The sequence below is a fragment of the Bradyrhizobium sp. Ec3.3 genome, assembly GCF_000472925.1.
Taxonomy (GTDB): domain Bacteria; phylum Pseudomonadota; class Alphaproteobacteria; order Rhizobiales; family Xanthobacteraceae; genus Bradyrhizobium.
This window is the reverse complement of record NZ_AXAS01000025.1, coordinates 116,438-137,962: the sequence shown is the minus strand read 5'-3', so window position 1 is coordinate 137,962 and position 21,525 is coordinate 116,438. Positions and strand designations below refer to the sequence as shown.

The window sequence follows — 21,525 nt, the reverse complement described above, 5'->3', positions numbered from 1 at the left end:
CCAATATACCAAAGGAGCCCAATCCATGAGCCTGTATGGCGTAATGCGCACCGGCGTGTCCGGCATGAGCGCGCAGTCCAACAAGCTGTCGACGGTTTCGGACAACATCGCGAACGTCAACACCACGGGCTACAAGCGGGCTGAGACCGAATTTTCCTCGCTGATCCTGAAGAGCGGCACCGGCAATTACGATTCTGGCGCGGTCGAGACGCATGTCCGCTACGCGATCACGGATGCCGGACATGAACAGTTCACGACGTCGACGACCGACCTCGCCGTCCAGGGTAACGGGTTCTTCATGGTGTCGGACGCCACCAACACACAGCAGTACCTTACGCGAGCTGGCTCGTTCGTGCCGGACAGCCAGGGCAATCTGGTCAATGCGGCTGGCTTCTACCTTCTGGGTTACCCTGGTGCTGTATCCAATATCTCCTCGAACAGCACCGCCGGCATGCAGATCGTCAACGTCAATCTGGCAACGCTTCAGGCCACGCCTTCGACCCTGGCGACCGTCACCGGCAATCTGGACCCGAGCGCGGCCGTCATCGCCGGTCCACCCACTCCGGCTTCCTACTCCGCGAAGAGCTCAATCGTGGCATACGACAACATCGGCAGGCCGGTGACGCTCGACGTCTACATGAGCAGGACCGCAACGACTGCTGGTCTGGATACCTGGCAGGTCCAGGTCTACGATTCAGCGACGAACACCGCGCTCGCGGGTGGTCTCGGCACTTTCAACTTCGATACGACTGCGGCTGGTAAGGGCGCACTGGTCGGTCCACCAACGTCACTCACGGTGACTGTTCCCGGTGGCTCGGCCTTTACCGTCGACCTAACGGCCATGACCCAGGTGGCATCGAGCTTCAATTTCAAGGCCACAGTCAACGGCAACGCTCCATCCGCCGTCGAGAAGGTGGATATCGATAGCAAGGGTGCGGTGAATGCGATCCTTCAAAATGGGACGCAGATACAGATCTATACGTTGCCGCTCGCCGATGTCCCGAGCCCCGACAACCTCACGCCCGAGGTCGGCAACGTCTACTCGGTGAGCCTCAACTCCGGAAACCTGCAGATCGGGAGCGCCGGCACGGGCGGGCTCGGCACCATCCAGTCCGGCGCGCTGGAGGAATCCAACGTCGATCTCGCCGACGAGCTGACCTCGATGATCGAGGCGCAGCGCGGCTTCACCGCGAACTCGAAATCGTTCCAGACCGGCGCGGACCTTCTGGACGTCGTCGTCAACCTGAAGCGCTGATCCCGGCCGCGAGCAAGCCAAAGAGCAAGTCATGTCCCTCACTGCCGCTCTCGACAATGCCCGCTCCTCACTCATGGCGACGGGCGTCCAGTCGTCGGTCATCTCGCGCAATATCGCTGCCGCCAGCCAGGCCGGCTATTCGCGCAAGATCGCCGTGCTGGACACGTTGCCCGGTGCGGGCGTCTATGTTGCCGCGATCCAGCGCGCCGCGAGCGTCGGCCTGTTCACCAACGTCCTGACCGCGACGTCGGCGTCCGCCGGGCAAAGTGCGCTCTATGATGGCCTCCAGAAGATCGCGGCGTCCACGGTGGATGATCCGGAGCTGAATCAGTCGCCGACCGCTGAGCTCAACAAGCTGAAGCAGGCGCTCCAGCAATTCGCCAACGCCCCCGACAATACGACGCTGGCGCAGGCTGCGGTCTCCTCGGCCAAGGACATGGCGACCGCGCTCAACGACGCGACGAACACCGTGCAGTCGATTCGAGAGGGTGCCGATGCCGATATGGCGACCTCGGTCGCCAACATCAATCAGCTCCTCACCCAGTTCGACACCGTCAATACGGCGATCGTGAAAGGCACGATCGCCGGTGATGATGTGACCGACTATCTCGACCAGCGCGATAGCATCGTCTCGAAAATGTCGCAGGAGGTCGGCGTCTCCATGTCGATCCGCGCCAATGGCGATGCGGCGCTCTACACCGATAGCGGTGTCGTGCTGTTCGACAAGGTGGCGCGGACGGTAAGTTTCGCGCCGACCAACGCCTACACGCCTGGCACGACCGGCAACGCCGTCTACATCGACGGTGTGCCAGTGACCGGCGCCAATTCCGTCATGCCGATCAAGACGGGCAAGCTCGCCGGCCTCGCTCAATTGCGCGACAACGCGGCGGTCACCTACCAGGACCAGCTCGATGAAATCGCGCGCGGCCTGATCAGTGCCTTCCAGGAGACCGATCAGACCGGCGCCGCACTGCCGAACGTGCCTGGTCTCTTCACCTATCCCGGCGCGCCGACGATGCCCGCGAGCGCGACCGTCTTGGTCGGTCTCGCCGGCACCATCACCATTGCGGCTTCCGTCGATCCGAATGCCACTCCCAGCGGAAACCCCAACCTGCTGCGCGACGGCGCGATTAGCGGCAACCCCGCTTACAGCTACAATACGGCCGGCAATGCCGGCTTCTCGACGCGTCTGCAACAGCTCATCAGCAATATGGATGCGGCGCAGCCGTTCGACCCGGTCGCGCAGGGCAAGCCGAGCGCCGGCGTAATCGATTTCGCCTCGTCGTCCGCGAGCTGGATCGAAAACCAGCGCAAGACCGCTGACAACGGCGTCCAGTATCAGAACACGCTGCTCGACCGCAGCAACTCGGCGCTCTCGAACGTCAATGGCGTCAACATGGACGACGAGATGTCGCTCATGCTCCAGGTCGAGCGCACTTACTCGGCGTCGTCGAAGCTGATCTCGACCGTCGACAACATGTTGAGCAGCCTGCTGGCCGCCGTGGGGACATCATCATGATGAGCGCGAACTATATCTCGACCTTGATGCTTTCCTCGTCATTGAGGTCCTCGATCACGAACAACCAGAGCGCGCTGAGCAACGCTTCCAAGGAGGCGACCACCGGCCGGTTTGCCGATGTCGGCCTCCAGCTCGGCGTGTCCACCGGGCGCGACGTGGCGCTGCGAGCGGACATGGACTTCATCGACCAGATCGTGGATACCAACGGACTGGTCTCGGGCCGCCTGGACGTGACCCAGAACCGGATCACGCAGCTTGTCTCGACCGCCCAGGATTTCCTCAAGAGCCTGATCACCGCGCGCGACGTCCCCAACGGCGCCCAGATGACCCTGCCGAGCGCCTCCGCCAATCTGCAGGACCTCATCGGCGTGCTCAACGCGTCCTACAATGGCTCATATCTGTTCGGCGGTCTGAACACGCAGAATGCGCCAATCACGAATTATGCGCCGGGCTCGACCAGCAAGAACCAGGTCGACGCTGATTTCCTGGCAGCGCCGCCCACTGGCTTCGGCTTCACGCAGAGCGCGGCTGGCGTGAGTGGTATTACGCCTGCCCAGATGCAGAACTTCCTCAACACCACCTTCGATGCGGAGTTCCAGAGTCCCGCCTGGAACAACAACTGGTCGTCGGCCACCAACCAGACGCTGAGCAGCCGCATCTCGACGACCCAGATCGTCAATACGTCCGTCAGTGCCAACCAGCAGGGCTTCCGCCAGCTCGCCGAGGCCTACACCATGCTCAGCGATCTCGGCAACGCGAACCTGAACCAGGCGACGTTCCAGACCGTCGTCAACAAGGCCATCGGTCTCGTCGGCGGCGCGATCGACAACCTCGCTGTGCTCGGCGGCACGATCGGCTCGGTCCAGCAGCAGATCTCGACCGCGACCGACAAGCTGAAGATCCAGCACGACATCCTCAACCAGCAGGTCGTCGACATGGAGAAAGTCGATCCGACCGAAGCCTCGGTCCGCATCAACACGTTACAAAACCAGATCGAGACGGCACTCGCGCTCACCTCGCGGATGCAGAAGATCAGCCTCATCAACTATCTCTGAGCCGCAGTGTCGTCGTTGTCCCGTCGTTCGGTTTCCTGCGCAAAGTGGTTCAGATGACTTTTGAAGCTTATGAAGCGGTGGTGGAAGACAGTAGCCTCGAGGCGCGGAGCCGCGAACGGATGGCCCTGACGCTCGGCATCGACCGCATGGAGCGGCTCGGCAAGGGTCATTTCAGCGCCGAGGACCTGGTCGAAACCCTGCTCTATGTCCGCCGCCTGTGGGCGATCTTCATCGAGGATCTCTCGCATCCGGAGAACGGCTTGCCCGAGCAGCTCCGCGCCGACATCATCTCGATCGGCCTGTGGGTCGTCAAGGAAGCCGATCGTCTGCGCGCGGAGAAATCGAACGACGTGGCGCAGCTCGTCGAGATCAATCGCGTGATCCGGGACGCGCTCTGATGAAGATATCCTTGCGGGCGGGCGAGCGGATCTACGTCAACGGGGCGGTGCTGCGCGTGGACCGCAAGGTCTCGCTCGAGCTCGTCAATGACGTGATGTTCCTTCTGGAAGGTCAGGTCATGCAGGCGGCTGACGCCACGACGGCGCTGCGCCAGCTCTATTTCATCGTCCAGCACATGCTGATGAATCCGACCGGCGTCGCCGATGCCGCCGCGCTCTACGCCCAGCACCACGCCGCCCTGCTGGCGGTCTGCGAGAACCAGCAGATGCTGGAGGGCCTCGCCGTGATCGACGAACAGGTCGGGACGAGCCGTTACTACGAGGCCTTGAAGCGGATAAGGGCGCTGTTTCCGGTGGAGCAGGCGATCCTGGCCGGCCCTGCGACCAACGCCCCCTTCGAGGCGGCCTGACAGCGGAGAGAGACATGAACGTCACCAGCGCCACCGACGCGACCAGCACGCAGTCGACCTCGACCGGAACCACCACGACGACGGCAACCAACACGGTCGACTACAACACCTTCCTGCAGCTCCTCATCGCCGAGATGAAGAACCAGGATCCGACCAATCCGATGGATACATCGCAATATATGAGCCAGTTCGCGCAGCTCTCGACGGTCGAGCAGGCCATGCAGACCAATTCGAAGCTCGATGCGCTGCTCTCCTCCTCGGCGCTGTCCCAGGCCGACGGGCTGATCGGGCACACGGCGAGCTATACCGATAGCAGTGGAACGACCGTGAGCGGCAAGATCGCCTCGGTCTCCATCAACACCGACGGCGCCGTCGCCACGCTCGAGAACGGCACGCGGATCCCGGTCGGCGCCGGGCTCACCATCAGCTAGCCCATGAACGAGAGGGACGCCCTCGACATCGTTCAGCAGGCGATCTGGACGATCATCATCGCCTCGGGGCCCGCGGTCGGCGCGGCGATGCTGGTCGGCACGATCATTGCTCTCGTCCAGGCCCTGACCCAGGTTCAGGAGGTGACGCTGACCTTCGTTCCGAAGATCATCGTGATCCTGCTCGTCGTGGCCGTGTCCGGCTCCTTCATCGGCGCACATCTCTCCACCTTCACCGAGATGGTCTATTCGCACATCGAGCACGGATTCTGACCAGCCGCGGCCCCACCATCCTCGCGTAAGCTTTGCGCGGCAGATTGCACGGCGGATTTCTCCTGCCGGTGACCCATGGCCGATACGTTGACTGCGAGCCTGCCGAACCCGCGACGACTTGGCGCGGACGCCTTCTTCGCGGGCGGCATCGTGGTCATGCTTACGATCCTGTTCCTGCCGATCCCGCCGATGCTGATCGATCTCGGCCTTGCGTTCTCGATCGCGCTTTCGGCGTTGATCCTGATGGTCGCGCTGTGGATCCAGCGGCCGCTCGACTTCTCCGCATTCCCGACCGTGCTCCTGATCGCGACGATCCTGCGGCTGGCGCTGAACATCGCGACCACCCGACTGATCCTGTCGCGGGGCGGGGAGGGCGAGCAGGCCGCCGGCCATGTCGTCGCCGGCTTCTCCAAGTTCGTCATGGGTGGCGATTTCGTCATCGGCCTGATCATCTTCGCGATCCTGGTCACGGTAAACTTCGTCGTGATCACCAAGGGCGCGACCCGTATTGCCGAAGTCGGCGCCCGTTTCACCCTGGACGCCATCCCCGGCAAGCAGATGGCGATCGATGCCGATTTGTCCGCGGGCCTGATCGATGACAAGGAGGCGCAGCGCCGGCGCCGCGAGCTCGAGGAAGAAAGCGCGTTCTTCGGTGCGATGGACGGTGCCTCGAAATTCGTGCGGGGCGACGCTATCGCGGGCCTGATCATCACCGCGATCAACATCTTCGGCGGCATCGTCATCGGTGTCACCCATCACGGCCTGACGCTCGCGCGCGCCGCCGACGTCTACACCAAGCTGTCCGTCGGCGACGGTCTGGTGTCGCAGATGCCGGCTCTGATCGTCTCGCTGTCGGCGGGCCTCCTGGTCTCCAAGGGGGGCACCAGGGGGTCGGCGGAGCAGGCCGTGCTGCGGCAGCTCGGCGGCTATCCGCGCGCCGTCTCGGCAGCCGCGCTGATGATGTTCGTTCTCGCACTCATGCCGGGTCTACCGCTGGCGCCGTTCGTATTGCTTGGCGGGGTCATGGCTTTCGTCGGCTATTCGCTGCCCAAGCGCCAGGCGGCCGAGCAGCGCAAGGAGGAGGCGCGCAAGGCCGACGCGCGGGCCCAGGCGGAGGCCAAGGAATCCGTCAAGGAATCGCTGAAGACCGCGGAGATCGAGCTCTCGCTGGGAAGCCAGCTCTCGGTTCACCTGCTCGGCTCGCGCAGCGAGCTCGCCCATCGCGTCGCCAAGATCCGCAAGAAGTTCGCCAAGCAGTACGGCTTCGTGATCCCGGAGATCAAGCTCACCGACAACCTGTCGATCGATCCCAAGGGCTACCAGATCCGCATCCACGACACGCGCATCGCCCATGGCGAGTTGCGGCTCGGCGAGATCATGGTGCTGGTGGACAAGGACGGCAAGCCCGACGTGCCCGGCGACGAGGTGATCGAGCCGGCCTTCGGCATGAAGGCGCTGTGGGTGACCGAGGCCTTCACCGAGGAGGTCAAGCGGCAGGGCTGCAAGCCTGTCGACAATCTGTCGGTACTGCTCACGCATCTGAGCGAGGTCCTCAGGGCGAACCTCGCCCAGCTCCTGTCTTACAAGGACATGCGTGGCCTGCTCGACCGGCTCGATCCCGAGTACAAGCGCCTGGTCGAGGATCTCTGTCCGTCGCAGATCTCCTATTCCGGATTGCTGGCGATCCTGAAGATCCTGCTCGCCGAGCGCGTTTCGATCAGGAACCTCCATCTCATCCTCGAGGCGATCGCCGAGATCGCACCGCATGTGCGTCGCTCCGAGCAGGTCGCCGAGCATGTGCGGATGCGGCTTGCCCAGCAGATCTGCGGCGATCTCTCCGACAACGGTGTGCTCAACGTGCTGCGTCTTGGCAATCGCTGGGACCTCGCATTTCACCAGAGCCTGAAGCGCGACGCCAAGGGCGACGTGGTCGAGTTCGACGCGGATCCGCGCCTGATCGAGCAATTCGCGACCGAGGCCAGTGCCGCCGTCAGGAAGATCACGGAGACGGGCACTAACGTCGTGCTGGCGGTGACCCCGGAAGCCCGTCCCTACGTCCGCATGATCCTGGAGCGGGTGTTTCCGACCCTGCCGATCCTGTCGCATGTCGAGGTGGCGCGCAGCGCCGAGATCAGGGCGCTTGGAGCGGTGTCGTGATCAGCGGTCTTGCGGACAGCGTTCTGGCCACCTTCATCGTGTTCTGTCGCATCGGCGCCTGCCTGATGCTGGTGCCCGGCTTTTCCAGCGTCAACATTCCCGTTCAGATCCGCCTGTTCGTCGCGATCGTCACGACCTTTGCGCTGGCGCCGATCCTGGTCGCGACGCTCAAGCCGCTCCTGACAGACGCGCAGCCGCTCACGCTGGCCTCGCTGATCGGTTCGGAGCTGTTCACCGGCAGCATCATCGGCATCGCCGGGCGTGTGTTCTTCCTTGCGCTTCAGACCATGGCGACCGCGATGGCGGGCGCGATCGGGCTTTCCAACATCCCGGGAACGCCGGTCGGCGATACCGATCCGGCGCCGGCGCTGGTCCCGCTGATCATGGCGGCCGTGACCACGCTGTTCTTCATGACCGACCAGCACTGGCAGGTACTCAGAGGGCTCATGAATTCCTACGACGTCTGGCATCCCGGCGACAGGCTCGGCGGCGATGTCGCGCTTTCGCAGCTCGTCAACCGTCTCTCCGAAGCCTTCGTGCTGACGCTGCGGATCACCAGTCCCTTCATCGTCTACTCCGTCATCGTCAATCTGGCCGTCGGCCTGGTCAACAAGCTGACGCCGTCCATCCCGGTCTATTTCATCTCGGTGCCGTTCGTTTTGCTCGGCGGGCTCTTGCTGCTCTATCTGATCAGCGATGAGCTCCTGACGCAGTTCATGATCGGCGTGACGTCGTTTCTGGCGGAATGATCGATGACGTCACGTGCAGAAAGGCTCACGCGCTTGGTCTCGCTGATGAAGCTGCAACTTCGGCTGTCCGAGTGGCAGCTCGTGCAGCTCAGGCAGCGGGAGCAGCACTTGCAGGACGAGGAGGTCTATCTGGTCGGCGCCCTCAATGACGCGGAGCTGCCGGCCGGCTCGTCGAGCTATTCGATCTCGCGGCGTCTTGCGACAACCAGCGTCGGGGCCCGCGCGGTCCAGGCCGAAGCCGAGAAGCAGCTCGGCCAGGTCCATGCTCAAAGCCGACGCGTGAAACATCTAGAGCAGGTCGCAAGAGGTGTGATCGCGAGCAAGCAGCGCGAGGCGGAGATGCGCGTCCTCGAGGAGATCGCCGGCGCGCACTCCGGTGCGCGCGACTGGACGTCCATAAGCAGCTAACCGGAGCCGATACATGATCGTGACACCGACGCCCGACGTCGTCCTCGACGTCCTGGAGGCCGCCGACCCGGTGACGCAGCGTGCGGCCACCGCGAAGCTCGATGCGCTGAAGTCGTCGGATGCCGACTTTGCTGCCACGATGGAAACCGAGGCCACCAGAGCGGCGAGCGTCGCCGGCGATCAGGTGGCGACAAAGACGCCGGAGGCCTCGCTCGACTCCTCGAATGCGGCCGCACCGGTGCGGGTGATCAAGGCTCCGTCCTCGGGCGACGTCTACCGCAAGTTCGAGGCTTTCGTTCTCCAGGTCTTCGTCGAGACGATGTTGCCGCAGAACGCGCAGGACCTGTTCGGCAAGGGTACCGCGGGCGGCATCTGGCGCTCGATGCTGGCGGAGCAGCTCGGCAATCAGCTCGCGCAAGGCAAGGGGATCGGCATTGCGAGGCAGCTTGCATCTGCGCATCCGGCGGCTGCGGATGGCAAGTCGGAAAAAGCCGGATGATCTGGGTGGGATTGAGACGAGCGGGAAGGTGACTTGAGATGCAGGCGGAAGAACGCGCAACGAGCATGGCGGCGGAGCAGTGGGACACGGAGACCGGGGGGGCGGGCGAAGCGGCGCTACCCGTGCATCTGCCGGATGTGCGCGCCGAGCCCGCGCCCGTGGCGGTCGATCCGTCCAGGTCCGACGAGGTGCGTGGCCTGCTCGCGGCCATCCGGCGGCTCGAGAGGGTCATCGAGGAGGAGACGCTCGCACTCCAGACGGGCAAGAAGATCGATTTCGACGATTTCAGCACGCGCAAGAGTCGTAGCATGCTGGAATTCGTCCGCCTGATGCGCGCGCAGCTCCACCTCGGCGCGGAGGCCGAGGTCACCGAGGAAATTCAGAACCTGCGGCGGAAGCTCGAGAAGAACCGCGCGGTCCTCGAGATGCACTACGACGCGGTGCGCGAGGTGGCTGAGATCATCGTGCGGGCGATCAGGGAGGCCGAGTCGGACGGCACTTATAGCGGCAAAACTTCGCAGGAGGGCAAATGATCAGGCTGCTCCTCACCGGACTCTGGGTGTGCGTCCTCACCGCGGGCGGAAGCTATGCGGTCGCCTATTGGAAAGAGAACGGCGGCCTGATCCACAAGGACGAATATCTCGACGGCCTGCAGTACCAGAAGACGCGGGCGCTCAGCGTGCCGATGGTCGAGAACGGCAGCGTGCAGGGCTACATCGTCGCGCGGTTCGTCTACACGGTCGAGGCGCGGACGATGCATCAGCTCACCGTTCCGCCGGATCCGTTCGTCATCGATGAAGCCTTCCGAAAGATTTACGCGGACGACCGCCTGGATTTCAGGAAGCTCGCCCGATACGACCTGTCCATCCTGACGGCCGCCATCAAGCAGCGCGTCAACGAGCGTATGCAGGCCGACGTCATTCAGGACGTCCTGGTCGAGGATTTCAACTACGTCTCGCGCGAGGAATTCCAGCCCAAGCCGTAGCTTCAAAAGCTGCCGGCGGGGATTGGCATAAGCAGCGAAAGGTCAACTGCGCTCGCAATGACGGAGTTTGCCGCTGCGACTGTCATCCCCGCGCACGTTGTGCGCAGGGACCTCGTCTGGCTTTGAGCTGTTAGCTCGCGGAGTATGCCGCCGGGCTGGAATGCGACCGGTTGAGGAGGATGCCGACGTCCTGGAGTTCCCCGATCGGCTCGTCGATGGTCTCGCTCACGGGGATGTCGAGCCGGTAGCCGACGTAGCGCCGCGCCACGATGGCATCGAAGCCGAGGCGATCGCGCAGCTTCTTGCGCAGCTTGCTGACATGGCTCTCGATCACGCTCTCGTCATAGGTCGACTCGAAGATGCCGTAGACCGCATTGAAGATCTGCGTCTTCGTGATCCATTTGCCGTGGTTGCCGACCATGTATTCAAGGATGCGTAGCTCGCGGCGGGGGAGCGTCAGAGCATGGCCGCCGATCTCCGGATCACGGCCGTTGAAGAAGACCTGGATCCTGGTCTCGCAGGGCCGCGGGCTGTCGCCCATCCGGCGGCGCGCGATCGCCGCAGTCCTGGCGAGGATTTCGCGCAGGTGGATAGGAACGTGGACGACGTCGTCGACCCCGGCCTCGAACAACTCCAGCGTATTCTTGAGCATCTTCAGTCCGCTCAAGGCGATGATCGGAGCCGATGATCGCTTCCGTACCGCGCGCGGAATGCTTCCGCGCGCATCGACATCCCCCAAGAGGAAGGCGTCGACGGCCTCGAGATCCGCTTCGCTTGCGGATTGCAGCCAGTCCCAGAATTCACCGGAAGAGAAGCCGATCGACGAAACGCCTTCACGAACGAGCCCTGTAATGTAGCTGTTCGCCACGCTTTCGCGATCATCAACGATTATATACATCAGTCTTTCGCCCCTGTTTCGCACTCGCCGTGATTCTGCCGGGAAGACTTTTGTGATGCCCAGGCCGAACCGACAGCCATGCCGTTTGACGATATTCCCCCGCGAACGCTTGTTGTGGTTCGGTGATGACGTTCGCAGGCAGCCCTTCGCGTTCAGCGCCTGCGGTCTGCAGGCCTGTTACGCCACTCGATACTGAACGCTTACGAAGTGAGGCTCGGCGAGCGCCTTACGATGGCCTCGCGAAGCAGATGAGAAACGATTTGGTCCGGCTGCGTCGAGTTACGGATTGCGTCCGAACATTGCTGAACCGTGTCGTTCTCCTCGCCAACTGGCGAGAATCACTTGAGTAGGACCGTAACAATTGCCGAATTCCGATCAAGCGCGCGGAAAAAACCTCTTGGTAAGCGGGCTTGATGTTATTTGTTTTTACTGGTTGCTTCTTGGTATTTCAGAACGTAACAGTTGATTAAGCATCCTTACTACATCTGTCGTGTTCCGGTTCGATCGGTCGCCGACGCCATGAAATCACGGGCATTTTGTGCGCTTGCGTAAACGCGCTTCGGAAGCGGATTTTGACTCCTGCATCGACACCTGAGCCTTTGAGGCGGGTGCGCCAATTTGACTCAGGTAGCGCCAGACAAACGCCGCAAATGCAAATCGCGATCGCGCTGTTGCTTTGATGCCGCACTGCAGAGTGTCGTGCCGGCGCACTACGCTTGGTTGCGTCGTATCCGGCATGACGAACGGACATCCGCGCCGGTTTCGGACAAGCTTGGCGATCTAGCTTCGCGAACAGTGAGAAGAACCGAGACGGAGCATTTTGAATGTCGTCCGATGGACAGGCTCGTCCGAATGGACCGGCAGACATGTCGGGGGCAGCGACGCAGCGCCGCGACGCGCAAGATCCGAAAGGTAAGGGCCCTTCGCCACGCACTGCCGCGCCTCAGGCGGGCACCAGGAATGCGTCGGCTGTTGCGGCGGATGAAGCGGTTGCAAAGGAAGCGCTCGAAGGGCTCAAGCGTATTCGCGCCAAAGCCCGGTTGGACAAGATGGCGATACCGAAGCCCGCGTCGGTCGCGGTGCGGCCGGCCGTGATCGTCTCCAAGCCGCCGGCGCCGCGTCCCTCCTGGGTGGTACCGCTTGCGACACTGGCGATCGCGGTTGGTCTGGTGGTCAGCGCCTGCACCGGCGTCATCGCCTATCTGACCACGCAGCCGAGCCAGACCAATGCGGCGACCAGCGCCGAGATCAGGAATTTGCGCGAGACGGTCGCGCAGTTGCGCCGTCAGGTCTCCGGTGTCTCGGAGAATCTCGACGGCTTGCGGACCGCCGTCGATCTCTCGAGCAAGACCACGAGTGATCGCTTCGGTCGCTTCGCCGAGAATCTCGACCGCATCGAGCGCGTCAACTCGGCTTCGACCGTGAAGTTCGAGAAGCTCGCTCAGGCGCAGACGCCTGTGCCGGCTCCCGTCGCCTCCCAGACGGCGTCTGCCGGCCAGCCCATGGCGGTCGTGGCGTCGGCAGGCCCTGGCACCGAGATCACTGGTTCGGTGTCGCCGTCAGAGCACGCGACGCCTCCGAAGAAGGTGGTCAAGGGCTGGTCGGTTCGTCAGGCCTATGAAGGCATCGCGATCCTTCAGGGGCCGAACGGCGTCGTCGAGGCCATCCTCGGACAACAGGTGCCGGGCCTCGGCCGCATCGAGGAGATCAAAAGCGACAGTGGGCGTTTGCTCGTGCTGACCAGCGCCGGCGCGGTTCTGCCGGCGCGGAAAACGGCGCCCTGATCCCGCGTTATTGCCTGCGCTGCTCGAAGCTCGTGCACAACAGCTCGGTCTCGACGTCCGTGATGATGGCGCGGAACAGGCGGCAGGTGAACTCGGCAGGCGTCCCGCTCTCGGGATTGCTACGCGTCTCCCTCAGAAACATGCAGCCCCGGCAAATGTCGGCGCGGTGCCGCTGCTGGCCGGTATCCGACTGGTCCAGTACGCGACGTAGCGCGTCGCGAAAGCTCGTCTTGCGCTCCTCGTCGAGCAGCGCAATCGCATCCACCAGGGCATTGACGGGGTCGCGTACCAGAAACTTCTTGCCCTGCTGCGTCACGCTCAGCGTCACGGAACGCTTGTCCTTGGCCGATCGCGTCTTCTCCAGATATCCCTTTTGCTCCAGCTCCTGGATGATGTAGGACGCCGTGCCACGGGTCGTGCCGACATGGCTCGCCAGCGCCGAAGGCGTCCGCGAAAATCTGTTCGCGCGGGCAAGGAAGCGCAGCGCCATCCATTCCCGATCGCGCAAGCCGTGCTTGACCTCTTCAAACAGAAAAATCCGCGCGAGCTGCCCCAAAAGCTCGATCGACTCGCGTGCCAAATTCATCGTCATTCCAAAATCGTCATTCAAAGTTCGCCTTGCCCGGCTGACTTGCGAAGCTGGCGCGCCAAGCCGGCTCGCCAAGTCAGACCGGATATTGATGGAGCCGCTCGCCGCGTGATCGGTGCGCTGGCGAGACTGCTCGTGAACAGCTCCACACGCCGCCGCAATGTTGCTTCGCGAAACCGGATGGAACCCGGCAGGGACCTACGGCATCAGGACGAAAATTCGAGTAAATTGCTCGGCTAAAGTCTTCTGAAAATCTACGACAAATACGAGGGGCGCGAATTGTCATGGGGCGCATCGCGATATCGCGACGCGGATCCGCAAGCGTGACGCGGCTGCCGTTCGCGATGCGATTGAAGCTTAGCGCGGCTCGACCACCTCGCCGTCTTCCTTCACGAAACGTCCGACGGGTTTGTCCAAAAGGTCGATCACGGCCTCCGAGGGCCGGCACACTCGCGCGCCCTTCGGCGTCGCGACGATCGGACGGTTGATGAGGATGGGATGCGCCATCATGAAATCGAGCAACTGGTCGTCGGTCCAGTTCGGGTCTTCGAGGCGGAGCTCCCGATAGGGCGTGCCTTTTTCGCGCAGTAGAGCGCGGACCGAAATCCCCATCTCTGCAACCAGCTCCTTGAGCCGTTCGCGTGTCGGCGGTGTCTTGAGGTATTCGATGACGACGGGCTCGGCGCCGCTCTGCCGGATCATCGCGAGCGTGTTGCGCGAGGTGCCGCAAGAGGGATTGTGGTAGATGGTGACGGTCATCGTAATGTCTCCGCGATTGCGACGGGCCGCGCACCGGCGTACGCCCGAGGAGCCGGTTCACCAGAAGCTCCGGCATTCGCGCAGCAAAGTCCGGCGAGGATGAAGCCCGGCAGATCCACCGGTCCAATAGCGGAAAACGTGTTCGTCGGCGAGCACGCGATGGCGATTTCTCGCAGGACGTCCCTGCATCAAGGGCCCGCGGGACGACCGCTAGATCGCGTTCCGGGGACGCTGGAAGGGGCCGCTTCCGGCTTCGTCCTTGCGGGATCGGTACAGGGCGATGATTCCTCGGCAGGCCTTGCCGTCGAGACGATGAAAATCGAGCTTCAACCGTTCGAGCTCGCCGGCCGTGATGCGATAGTTGGGTGCCCCGAGGAACAAAAGTGCCATCGTGGTCGGCCAGCAGAAATTCAGCGATCTGGCCAGGATCAGTGCAGGCTCGCGATCCCGTTCGATCAATGCGCGTTCGACGATGTCGACGGGCAATGGGCACAGCAAGGATAGCGCGACGGCCGTTTCGTTGAACTTGAGAGAGTGGGCGAACTCGAAGACCTTGTCTTCGGTCAGCTCGCCGCGCTCGTGCAGCTTTGCGACCGTCCGCTTGGCGGTGAAATAATCCTTGGAAGCCGGGCCGAATCTGGCGTGCACCGCGCCGGTGATGTCGACGACGACCCGGTGAATCTGCGGCGCGATATCGGGCCGCTCGCGCTCGAGCTTCTCACGCACTTCTGCGGAAGCTTTGGCGATAAGCTGATGGAACAGATGCCGGGGGATGTCCTTTCGCAGCCCGACGGATTCAGCGAGGATCGAATCTCCTTCGGAACGCCGCACGAGGTGCAGGAAGCCGGAATTCGAAAAGCTTGCACCCTTGTTTGCCGCGACCGAGTTGACGACCTCGTTGCCGCCGCGGACCACGAGGACATCAGTCACTGCCTCTGGAACAGACTGTCGCTGGGAGATCGCGAGCAGATGCTGCTGGCTCTTGCTCCTGGCACAAGCGATCAAGGTCTCGGTGTCCAGGCGCTGCGATTGCCTGAGGATAGGCCAGGCCACGTCGATGCAGTCGTCGGAGGCGAGCTGGCTCGTCAGCTTGTAGGGCGCATTGTTGCTGGCGGCCAGTTTTCCCGCCAGCCGCGCACGTGCCGTCGTTTCGATCTCCTGGGCAAGGCGGCCGATGATCTCGCCGAAAGTCCAGATTTGGTCTTCGGAATAGGTCCCAGCGATCAGGAGATCGGTCGCGTGCCACATCGCCCGCAGACAGCTCTCGGGATTTCCTTTTGCAACAGTCTCTTCCAGATCGAGCAGGAGCGACGTGGTTTCGACCATGGGGGCAACTCGCGGCTTGAAAATGTTCAAAGCAAAACAACTCGAGGAAACAGCGCCACTTCGCCATCACATGCTTGAACGAGCGGTAAAGCCCGGGCCCGCGCCTCTAACCTGACTTAACGTTGGTGCAATGGAATCGCTCAAATTTGAGTTGGTTCCGGGAGGGCCCCGGCGAGCGCAGGCAGCGGGGAGATATCGATATTTGCAATAATTCTGATTTATCGAATAAGGCGAATCGCCTCAGCTCGGGAAAGCGAAGGTTCGATAGTCGTCACGAAATGTGGGCCGGGCTGCGGTAGAGGCCCAGGCAGCGTTGGCGCGGAGGGGCCGCAATGATTTGAACCGCCTCCACGAGGCGATTGCGAGAGCTCGTCAATTCACGATAGACACCGCTCCACATTGCTGGCATACCAAATACCTGATGTGGTGGGGGTAAAACCGCAAGGCGCTTAGAGACTTGGCATCGTCGCGCCGCCCAGGAGGTCTGGGATCGCAGAGATTGTTTGTGAAAGAGAGAGCATGGCGCGCAACATTTTGATCCTTGGGGCCTCCTACGGCTCCCTGCTGGGGACCAAGCTTTTGATGGCGGGTCACAATGTGACCCTGGTGTGCCGGGCAAAGACGGCCGAGCTGATCAATCGCGACGGTACCGAAGTGCGTATCAAGCTGCGCGACGAGGCGGTGTACCGCGCGATCTTCTCGCGCGACCTGCCCGGCAAGCTCGACGCGGTGACGCCGGGCAATGTCGACGTCTCCCGCTATGATCTCGTCGGCCTTGCGATGCAGGAGCCGCAATACACCAATCACACCGTGCGCGTGCTCATGATCAAGATCGCGGAAGCGGGGCTTCCCTGCCTGTCGATCATGAATATGCCGCCCTTGCCTTACCTCAAGCGCATCCCGGCGCTGTCAGGCATGGACCTCGAGGAAGCCTATACCAATGCGCAGGTGTGGGAGCGCTTCAAGCCGGGGCTGGTGACGCTCTGCTCACCCGATCCGCAAGCCTTCCGTCCGCCGGAAGAAGCGGCGAACGTGCTGCACGTCGGCCTGCCCACCAACTTCAAGGCGTCGGTGTTCGAGGACGAGAAGCACAACAAGGTGCTGCGCGAGCTCGAGGCCGATATCGAAGCGGTCACGCTCGACGGCCACGACGTGCCCGTGAAGCTCAAGGTGTTCGACTCGCTGTTCGTGCCGCTCGCGAAATGGTCGATGCTGCTCACCGGCAACTACCGCTGCATCACGCCGCACGAGCCGCAGTCGATCCGCGATGCCGTGCACACTGATCTGAAGCGCTCGCAATCGATCTACGATCACGTCGATGCGCTCGCGCGGCGTCTCGGCGCCGATCCGAAGGATCAGGTGCCATTCGAGAAATACGCCAAGGCGGCGGAGAGCCTGCTCAAGCCGTCGTCTGCCGCACGCGCGGTCGCCGCCGGCGCGCCGTTCATCGAGCGGGTCGATCTCCTGGTGAAGCTGATCTCGCATCAGCTCGGCGTCCCCAATGCCGAGATCGACCGCACGGTCGAGACCGTCGATCAGAAGCTGAACGAGAAGATCGTGCAGGGCGGCTCCGGCGCGAGCTGACACGCATCATCGGCAGCGGGGCCGTCGGTAACGGTATCGATCCCTTATCCTGAGGAGCGCGCGCTTGCGCGCGCCTCGAAGGACGAGGGCCACCTGCCGGGCCATCATCCTTCGAGACGCGTTCTTCGCGCTCCTCAGGATGAGGAACAGCCACCGTTGCGACGCCGCCTCCATTCCCCTTTTGGCCGCGTGCGGAGAAGCCGCACCCCGTTGCAACGGCAAATTTGAACTTCCATTTCATTGATTTCGCCGGCCAAGCGAGAGATGACGGGGGCCAGTGACCATGAATTCCGTTGGAGACCAAGAATGTCGTTTCGTTCCGTTCTGATTCTTTCGACCGTGCTCGCCGCCTGGTCGGCGGCGGCTTCGGCGGAGACCATCAAGATTGGCGTGACCCCGGGGCCGCATGCGCAGATCCTCGAGGCGGTGAAGCCGATCGCAGCGAAGAACGGGCTCGATATCCAGCTCGTCGAGTTTTCCGACTATGTCGTGCCGAACGCCGCGCTCGATGCCGCCGACATCCAGGCCAACTCGTTTCAGAACCAGCCTTATCTCGACAACCAGAAGGCCGATCGCGGCTACAAGATCGAGGCGGTGGGGCTGACCGTCAATTTCCCGATCGGGGTCTATTCGAAGAAGCACAAGAACTGGGCCGACATTCCCGACGGCGGCAAGGTCTCGATCCCGAACGATCCGACCAATGGCGGGCGCGTTCTGCTGCTGTTGCGCGACAAGGGCGTGATCAAGCTGAAGGATGGCGTCGGCTTCAAGCCGACGGTGCTCGACATCACCGAAAATCCTAAAAAGCTGAAATTCATCGAAGTCGATGCGGCACAGGCACCGCGCGCGCTCGACGACGTCGATGCTGCGGCGATCAACACCAACTACGCGACGCAGGCCGGACTTGATCCGGTGAAGGACCCGATTCTGCGCGAGGATCCCAAGGGGCCCTACGTCAACCTGATCGCCGTCCGCGCCGCCGACAAGAACAAGCCGTGGGTCAAGATCCTCGTCGACAGCTACCACACGCCAGAGGTCAAGGAGTTCGTGCTGACCAAGTTCAAGGGTGCGGTGCTGCCGAGCTGGTGATCTGCGCTCGAGCATGACCCGGACCCGAAGGGCCGCGTTAGCGCAAAGCGTGTAGCGGTTTTCCCTCGCGACAAACGCGGAACGCGTTTGCGCGGAGATCATGCTCAAACAATAGACTAAAAGCGCGATGACGATTCTTCCAATCTCATCGCGCTTTAGTGGAAGCTGCGGCTCGGTCCCGGTGGATCGTCGTGCGTCTGTTCGACGATCTGCGCAATCGGGCTCGACTGGTGATGGACGAGCAGCCAGGCGTTGCCGATGCGCCGGAAATGATTGGTGGCGGCAAGCGCGGTGCCGTCGACGATCTCGATGCACAGCACCCGTCCACTGTCGCCTTCGACGATCGCATGCGGCTCCGCGCAGGCGATCTGCGGCCGGCTCGGGTTCTGCAGGATGTCGCGCCAGCTCCCCATCACCGTGGCGCGGCCGATGATGCCGGGCCAGCCGGGATGGACGCAGGAGATGCCGTCGTCGTCGGCCCACAGCCGTTCCATGGCCGCGACGTCGCCGGCCGCGAAGGCGGCATAGAAGGCTGCGTTGACGGCGATGATCGCGCTCTTGCTCATACCTCCCGGGTGGGCCAACCGCGGGTAAAAATCAAGAGCAATTTCCGTCGATTGGGCTGTGGTGTTCCGGCGGAACGGCGGCTCATGGCCAGCGTTGTATCCGGCGAACGCAACAAGATCGAGCCTCGGGAGAGGGACCCATGGGACTTGCTCAATACGCGATCGTGCCGGTGCGCGACCAATGGGGCGTGCTGCATGACGGCAACATCAACGGCGAGTACGAGACCAAGGAATCGGCCTTCGAGTCGGCCGCCGCCGCAGCCTCGCTCGCAATCCGTCAGGGGCACGAGGTCCATCTGAGCGTGCCCGGGCGTGAGCCGGGCGAAGCCGCGCTTGGCGTCTAACCGTCAGGATTTTGGGATCAGGAGCAGCAGCTCTCCACCGTCCGCCGAGCGCCATGCGCATAGAGCTTGCCAAGCGCGTCGGTCACCACCTCGCGCAGCCGCGGGTTGGTGCCGAGCGAGCCGAACACCTTGCCAATGCCAAGCAGCGCCGGAGCAAGACGCTCCGCAACCGGACCTTGCTCGTGCGCAATGCCTGCGAAGTCGCGCGCAAGCGGGTCGCGCACGTCGATTGCGCGGCCCTGCTCGTCGATTGCCGTGACGTAGCGCATCCAGCCTGCGACCGCGAGCGCGTGCGTCTCGATCGGCAGGTCCCGGCGCAACCGGTCCTGGATCGTGCCGAGCAGTCGCTGCGGCAGCTTTTGCGAGCCGTCCATGGCGATCTGCCAGGTGCGGTGGTGCAGCGCCGGATTGGCAAAGCGCTTCAGCAGCGACGCCCGATAGGCGGAAAGATCGGTGCCTGCCGGCATCGTCAGCGTCACCGCAGCATCCTCCATCACGCCCGCGGCAAGCCTTGCGAAGTGCGGATCACGCATGGTGTCGGCGATGGTCTCGTAGCCCGCGAGATAGCCGAGATAGGCCAGCGCCGAATGGCTGGCATTGAGCAGCCGCAGCTTCATCAGCTCGAACGGCTTGACGTCAGTGACGAGCTCGACACCAGCGGCGGCAAGATCGGGGCGGCCCGCGGAGAAACGATCCTCGACCACCCATTGCGTGAACGGCTCGGTCATCACCGGCCAGGCATCCTGCATTCCGAGCGCGGTTGAGATAGCCGCGCGATCGGCATCGGTCGTTTCCGGGACGATGCGGTCGACCATGGTGCAGGGGAAGGCGACGTTCTCGCAGATCCACTTGCCGAGATCCTTCGACCGCAGCGCGGCAAACTGCGTGACGATCCGTTGCACGGTGCGACCGTTGGCCGCGAGGTTGTCGCAGCACAGCACGGTGAAGGGGGCAAGCCCTTGCGTCCTCCGCCGCGCCAGCGCGGCGACGATGAAGCCGGGCGCCGAACGCGGCGCGTCGAAATTGTTGAGGTCATGCACGACGTCCGGATGCCGCTCATCGAGATCGCCGGTCTGCGGCGTGTGGCAATAGCCCTTCTCGGTGACCGTGAGCGAGACGATGCGGATGGCGGAATCGGCCATCTTCGCAATCAGTCGCGACGGATCCTCGCGCGCGACCTCGCTGCCGACGAGCGCGCCGATCACGCGATGGTCGGTGCCTTCGGCCGAGCGCACCGCGACCGTGTAGAGATGATCCTGCGGGGAGAGCGCGTCGCGGGTATCGGGGCTGCGCAGGCTCGCGCCGATGATGCCCCAGGCGGGCGCGCCGGCCGCGAGGCAATCGTCGATGACGACGGCCTGATGGGCCCGATGAAAGGCCCCTAAGCCCAGATGCACGATGCCAGGCGTGACGCGGGAACGGTCGTAGGCCGGGCGGCGGATGCCGGACGGCAGCTGGTCGAGATTGGCGCGGCCAAGCCGCATGGTCGTCTCCCCCTTTACTTTTCCGCTGCTTGACATGCCGGCCATCCTCGGTCAATGCTCTGGTCAATTGGTAAGACCAATTTTCCAAAATTGGCGGGTCGCCGGGGATCGTCGCCCCGGACAGGCCCTCTCAGGGAGGCCAGCGTGCCGCTGGAAGCTGTGGAGGCGAGACGGCTTTATCGCCAGGTCGCCGATCAATTGCGGGCTCTGATCGACAGCGGCGAGTACGCTGTCGGAAGCCGGCTGCCGACCGAGCGCGAGCTCGCCGAGCAGCTCAGGGTATCGCGGCCGACGGTGCGCGAAGCCCTGATCGCGCTCGAGGTCGAAGGCCGTGTCCGCATCCGCGTCGGCTCCGGCATTTACGTGATCGAGCTCGCTAGTCCCGCAACGTCCGTTCCCGCAACGCTGATCGAAGGTCCGTTCGAGCTGCTCCGCGCTCGCGAATTCCTCGAAGGCGCCATCGCCGAGCAGGCCGCGCGCGTGGCGACAAAGGACGATCTCGCGCGCATCGACGCCTCCCTGATCGCGATGGAGAACGTCGAGCATCCCGGCGAAGCCTCGATGGTCCACGATCGTGCCTTCCACGTCGCGATCGCCGGCAGTCTCGGCAATGCCGTTCTCGTGCGCGTCGTCGGCGAGCTCTTCGACCAGCGCCTCAATCCCTATTTTTCGCAGCTCGCGCATTACTTCGAAAGCCCGCGCACCTGGCGCGCCGCGCTCGATGAGCACCGCGTCGTCCGCAACGCCATTGCGGCGCGCAATCCCGAGGCTGCCCGTGACGCCATGCGCGATCATCTGGCGCGCTCGCAGGAGCGCTTTGCACGAAATTTCGGAGCCGAGGCCGGCGGGGCACCGGCGTCCGCCCGCAGCGGGGCGGCACGATCGGCCGCGCGTCCGTCAAAGCCAAAACGACCGCCAAAAAAGCAGGCCGCGAGCAGCGGCGCGCGGCGGCGATGACTTTGGGCG

At 63.3% G+C, this 21,525-nt stretch carries 24 protein-coding genes; 18 read left to right on the top strand and 6 right to left on the bottom strand.

Annotated features, from left to right (window positions below; all coding sequences use genetic code 11):
* The first annotated feature begins 25 nt into the window (after positions 1 to 25).
* The 13 genes from YUU_RS0124405 to YUU_RS0124345 all read left to right on the top strand — a co-directional run bounded on the left by YUU_RS0124405 (position 26) and on the right by YUU_RS0124345 (position 10,136).
* Complete coding sequence (locus tag YUU_RS0124405; RefSeq protein ID WP_027524763.1) at positions 26 to 1,255, top strand: flagellar hook protein FlgE; 1,230 nt, start codon at positions 26 to 28, stop codon at positions 1,253 to 1,255.
* Between the two features lie 31 nt (positions 1,256 to 1,286).
* Positions 1,287 to 2,774: a flagellar hook-associated protein FlgK gene (gene flgK / locus YUU_RS0124400; RefSeq protein ID WP_027524762.1), complete on the top strand. Its 1,488-nt coding sequence runs from the start codon at positions 1,287 to 1,289 to the stop codon at positions 2,772 to 2,774.
* Complete coding sequence (locus tag YUU_RS0124395; RefSeq protein WP_027524761.1) at positions 2,771 to 3,829, top strand: flagellar hook-associated family protein; 1,059 nt, start codon at positions 2,771 to 2,773, stop codon at positions 3,827 to 3,829. The genes flgK and YUU_RS0124395 overlap by 4 nt, the downstream gene beginning before the upstream one ends.
* 53 nt (positions 3,830 to 3,882) lie before the next feature.
* The gene (flaF, locus tag YUU_RS0124390) at positions 3,883 to 4,227 is read left to right on the top strand and encodes a flagellar biosynthesis regulator FlaF (RefSeq protein WP_027524760.1); all 345 of its coding nucleotides are present in this window, start codon (positions 3,883 to 3,885) and stop codon (positions 4,225 to 4,227) included.
* Entirely contained in the window at positions 4,227 to 4,637 is a 411-nt protein-coding gene (flbT, locus tag YUU_RS0124385; RefSeq protein WP_027524759.1) for a flagellar biosynthesis repressor FlbT, read from the top strand. Before flaF ends, flbT begins: the two co-directional genes overlap by 1 nt.
* A gap of 14 nt (positions 4,638 to 4,651) precedes the next feature.
* Positions 4,652 to 5,068 (top strand): flagellar hook assembly protein FlgD, encoded by a 417-nt coding sequence (flgD, locus tag YUU_RS0124380; RefSeq protein WP_027524758.1) that lies wholly within the window; start codon positions 4,652 to 4,654, stop codon positions 5,066 to 5,068.
* 3 nt (positions 5,069 to 5,071) lie between these two features.
* Positions 5,072 to 5,338 (top strand): flagellar biosynthesis protein FliQ, encoded by a 267-nt coding sequence (gene fliQ, locus YUU_RS0124375; protein WP_027524757.1) that lies wholly within the window; start codon positions 5,072 to 5,074, stop codon positions 5,336 to 5,338.
* Between the two features lie 75 nt (positions 5,339 to 5,413).
* A complete protein-coding gene (flhA, locus tag YUU_RS0124370; RefSeq protein WP_027524756.1) occupies positions 5,414 to 7,495 on the top strand; it encodes a flagellar biosynthesis protein FlhA in 2,082 nt (693 codons plus the stop codon).
* Positions 7,492 to 8,244 (top strand): flagellar biosynthesis protein FliR, encoded by a 753-nt coding sequence (gene fliR, locus YUU_RS0124365; protein WP_027524755.1) that lies wholly within the window; start codon positions 7,492 to 7,494, stop codon positions 8,242 to 8,244. The genes flhA and fliR overlap by 4 nt, the downstream gene beginning before the upstream one ends.
* A gap of 3 nt (positions 8,245 to 8,247) precedes the next feature.
* A complete protein-coding gene (locus YUU_RS0124360) occupies positions 8,248 to 8,652 on the top strand; it encodes a hypothetical protein (RefSeq protein ID WP_027524754.1) in 405 nt (134 codons plus the stop codon).
* 13 nt (positions 8,653 to 8,665) lie between these two features.
* On the top strand, positions 8,666 to 9,151 hold the full coding sequence (locus YUU_RS0124355) for a rod-binding protein (RefSeq protein ID WP_027524753.1): 486 nt from the start codon (positions 8,666 to 8,668) through the stop codon (positions 9,149 to 9,151).
* Between the two features lie 38 nt (positions 9,152 to 9,189).
* Positions 9,190 to 9,684, top strand: coding sequence for a hypothetical protein (locus YUU_RS0124350; protein WP_027524752.1), 495 nt, complete (start codon positions 9,190 to 9,192; stop codon positions 9,682 to 9,684).
* Entirely contained in the window at positions 9,681 to 10,136 is a 456-nt protein-coding gene (locus YUU_RS0124345) for a hypothetical protein (RefSeq protein ID WP_027524751.1), read from the top strand. The genes YUU_RS0124350 and YUU_RS0124345 overlap by 4 nt, the downstream gene beginning before the upstream one ends.
* A 130-nt stretch (positions 10,137 to 10,266) precedes the next feature.
* On the opposite strand, the gene YUU_RS0124340 is transcribed toward YUU_RS0124345, so the two are convergent.
* Positions 10,267 to 11,034: a response regulator transcription factor gene (locus YUU_RS0124340; RefSeq protein ID WP_027524750.1), complete on the bottom strand. Its 768-nt coding sequence runs from the start codon at positions 11,032 to 11,034 to the stop codon at positions 10,267 to 10,269.
* A gap of 824 nt (positions 11,035 to 11,858) precedes the next feature.
* Between YUU_RS0124340 and YUU_RS0124335 the strand changes: the two genes are divergently transcribed.
* Positions 11,859 to 12,818 (top strand): hypothetical protein, encoded by a 960-nt coding sequence (locus YUU_RS0124335; RefSeq protein ID WP_027524749.1) that lies wholly within the window; start codon positions 11,859 to 11,861, stop codon positions 12,816 to 12,818.
* A gap of 7 nt (positions 12,819 to 12,825) precedes the next feature.
* Here the strand turns inward: YUU_RS0124335 and YUU_RS0124330 are convergent, their stop codons facing one another.
* The 3 genes from YUU_RS0124330 to YUU_RS0124320 all read right to left on the bottom strand — a co-directional run bounded on the left by YUU_RS0124330 (position 12,826) and on the right by YUU_RS0124320 (position 15,492).
* The gene (locus tag YUU_RS0124330; RefSeq protein ID WP_027524748.1) at positions 12,826 to 13,404 is read right to left on the bottom strand and encodes a MarR family winged helix-turn-helix transcriptional regulator; all 579 of its coding nucleotides are present in this window, start codon (positions 13,402 to 13,404) and stop codon (positions 12,826 to 12,828) included.
* A gap of 360 nt (positions 13,405 to 13,764) precedes the next feature.
* The gene (gene arsC, locus YUU_RS0124325; protein ID WP_027524747.1) at positions 13,765 to 14,166 is read right to left on the bottom strand and encodes an arsenate reductase (glutaredoxin); all 402 of its coding nucleotides are present in this window, start codon (positions 14,164 to 14,166) and stop codon (positions 13,765 to 13,767) included.
* 210 nt (positions 14,167 to 14,376) lie between these two features.
* Positions 14,377 to 15,492, bottom strand: coding sequence for a DUF2336 domain-containing protein (locus YUU_RS0124320; protein ID WP_027524746.1), 1,116 nt, complete (start codon positions 15,490 to 15,492; stop codon positions 14,377 to 14,379).
* 519 nt (positions 15,493 to 16,011) lie between these two features.
* Here YUU_RS0124320 and YUU_RS0124315 point away from each other — a divergent pair.
* The gene (locus YUU_RS0124315) at positions 16,012 to 17,076 is read left to right on the top strand and encodes a ketopantoate reductase family protein (protein ID WP_027524745.1); all 1,065 of its coding nucleotides are present in this window, start codon (positions 16,012 to 16,014) and stop codon (positions 17,074 to 17,076) included.
* A gap of 306 nt (positions 17,077 to 17,382) precedes the next feature.
* Positions 17,383 to 18,165, top strand: coding sequence for a MetQ/NlpA family ABC transporter substrate-binding protein (locus tag YUU_RS0124310; RefSeq protein ID WP_027524744.1), 783 nt, complete (start codon positions 17,383 to 17,385; stop codon positions 18,163 to 18,165).
* Between the two features lie 155 nt (positions 18,166 to 18,320).
* Here the strand turns inward: YUU_RS0124310 and YUU_RS0124305 are convergent, their stop codons facing one another.
* Complete coding sequence (locus YUU_RS0124305) at positions 18,321 to 18,731, bottom strand: nuclear transport factor 2 family protein (RefSeq protein ID WP_027524743.1); 411 nt, start codon at positions 18,729 to 18,731, stop codon at positions 18,321 to 18,323.
* Between the two features lie 140 nt (positions 18,732 to 18,871).
* Here YUU_RS0124305 and YUU_RS0124300 point away from each other — a divergent pair, with 140 nt between their 5' ends.
* Entirely contained in the window at positions 18,872 to 19,075 is a 204-nt protein-coding gene (locus tag YUU_RS0124300; RefSeq protein ID WP_027524742.1) for a hypothetical protein, read from the top strand.
* 17 nt (positions 19,076 to 19,092) lie between these two features.
* Here YUU_RS0124300 and YUU_RS0124295 read toward each other — a convergent pair whose 3' ends face one another.
* Positions 19,093 to 20,595: a mannitol dehydrogenase family protein gene (locus YUU_RS0124295; RefSeq protein WP_156944484.1), complete on the bottom strand. Its 1,503-nt coding sequence runs from the start codon at positions 20,593 to 20,595 to the stop codon at positions 19,093 to 19,095.
* Positions 20,596 to 20,703: 108 nt separating this feature from the next.
* Here YUU_RS0124295 and YUU_RS0124290 point away from each other — a divergent pair, with 108 nt between their 5' ends.
* Positions 20,704 to 21,516 carry a FadR/GntR family transcriptional regulator gene (locus YUU_RS0124290; RefSeq protein WP_027524740.1) on the top strand — a complete coding sequence of 271 codons (813 nt, stop codon included), beginning with the start codon at positions 20,704 to 20,706 and terminating at the stop codon, positions 21,514 to 21,516.
* The last annotated feature ends 9 nt before the right edge of the window (positions 21,517 to 21,525 follow it).

What these genes read in the sequence shown, in the direction of transcription:
- flgK (WP_027524762.1), top strand. Translation starts at nt 1,287, where the DNA reads ATGTCCCTCACTGCCGCTCTCGACAATGCCCGCTCCTCACTCATGGCG.
- arsC (WP_027524747.1), bottom strand. Translation starts at nt 14,166, where the DNA reads ATGACCGTCACCATCTACCACAATCCCTCTTGCGGCACCTCGCGCAAC.
- flhA (WP_027524756.1), top strand. Translation starts at nt 5,414, where the DNA reads ATGGCCGATACGTTGACTGCGAGCCTGCCGAACCCGCGACGACTTGGC.
- fliQ (WP_027524757.1), top strand. Translation starts at nt 5,072, where the DNA reads ATGAACGAGAGGGACGCCCTCGACATCGTTCAGCAGGCGATCTGGACG.
- YUU_RS0124320 (WP_027524746.1), bottom strand. Translation starts at nt 15,492, where the DNA reads ATGGTCGAAACCACGTCGCTCCTGCTCGATCTGGAAGAGACTGTTGCA.
- YUU_RS0124305 (WP_027524743.1), bottom strand. Translation starts at nt 18,731, where the DNA reads ATGAGCAAGAGCGCGATCATCGCCGTCAACGCAGCCTTCTATGCCGCC.
- YUU_RS0124310 (WP_027524744.1), top strand. Translation starts at nt 17,383, where the DNA reads ATGTCGTTTCGTTCCGTTCTGATTCTTTCGACCGTGCTCGCCGCCTGG.
- flbT (WP_027524759.1), top strand. Translation starts at nt 4,227, where the DNA reads ATGAAGATATCCTTGCGGGCGGGCGAGCGGATCTACGTCAACGGGGCG.
- YUU_RS0124300 (WP_027524742.1), top strand. Translation starts at nt 18,872, where the DNA reads ATGGGACTTGCTCAATACGCGATCGTGCCGGTGCGCGACCAATGGGGC.
- YUU_RS0124340 (WP_027524750.1), bottom strand. Translation starts at nt 11,034, where the DNA reads ATGTATATAATCGTTGATGATCGCGAAAGCGTGGCGAACAGCTACATT.
- YUU_RS0124335 (WP_027524749.1), top strand. Translation starts at nt 11,859, where the DNA reads ATGTCGTCCGATGGACAGGCTCGTCCGAATGGACCGGCAGACATGTCG.
- YUU_RS0124350 (WP_027524752.1), top strand. Translation starts at nt 9,190, where the DNA reads ATGCAGGCGGAAGAACGCGCAACGAGCATGGCGGCGGAGCAGTGGGAC.
- flgD (WP_027524758.1), top strand. Translation starts at nt 4,652, where the DNA reads ATGAACGTCACCAGCGCCACCGACGCGACCAGCACGCAGTCGACCTCG.
- YUU_RS0124405 (WP_027524763.1), top strand. Translation starts at nt 26, where the DNA reads ATGAGCCTGTATGGCGTAATGCGCACCGGCGTGTCCGGCATGAGCGCG.
- YUU_RS0124330 (WP_027524748.1), bottom strand. Translation starts at nt 13,404, where the DNA reads ATGAATTTGGCACGCGAGTCGATCGAGCTTTTGGGGCAGCTCGCGCGG.
- YUU_RS0124360 (WP_027524754.1), top strand. Translation starts at nt 8,248, where the DNA reads ATGACGTCACGTGCAGAAAGGCTCACGCGCTTGGTCTCGCTGATGAAG.
- YUU_RS0124345 (WP_027524751.1), top strand. Translation starts at nt 9,681, where the DNA reads ATGATCAGGCTGCTCCTCACCGGACTCTGGGTGTGCGTCCTCACCGCG.
- YUU_RS0124355 (WP_027524753.1), top strand. Translation starts at nt 8,666, where the DNA reads ATGATCGTGACACCGACGCCCGACGTCGTCCTCGACGTCCTGGAGGCC.
- YUU_RS0124395 (WP_027524761.1), top strand. Translation starts at nt 2,771, where the DNA reads ATGATGAGCGCGAACTATATCTCGACCTTGATGCTTTCCTCGTCATTG.
- YUU_RS0124295 (WP_156944484.1), bottom strand. Translation starts at nt 20,595, where the DNA reads ATGTCAAGCAGCGGAAAAGTAAAGGGGGAGACGACCATGCGGCTTGGC.
- flaF (WP_027524760.1), top strand. Translation starts at nt 3,883, where the DNA reads ATGACTTTTGAAGCTTATGAAGCGGTGGTGGAAGACAGTAGCCTCGAG.
- YUU_RS0124315 (WP_027524745.1), top strand. Translation starts at nt 16,012, where the DNA reads ATGGCGCGCAACATTTTGATCCTTGGGGCCTCCTACGGCTCCCTGCTG.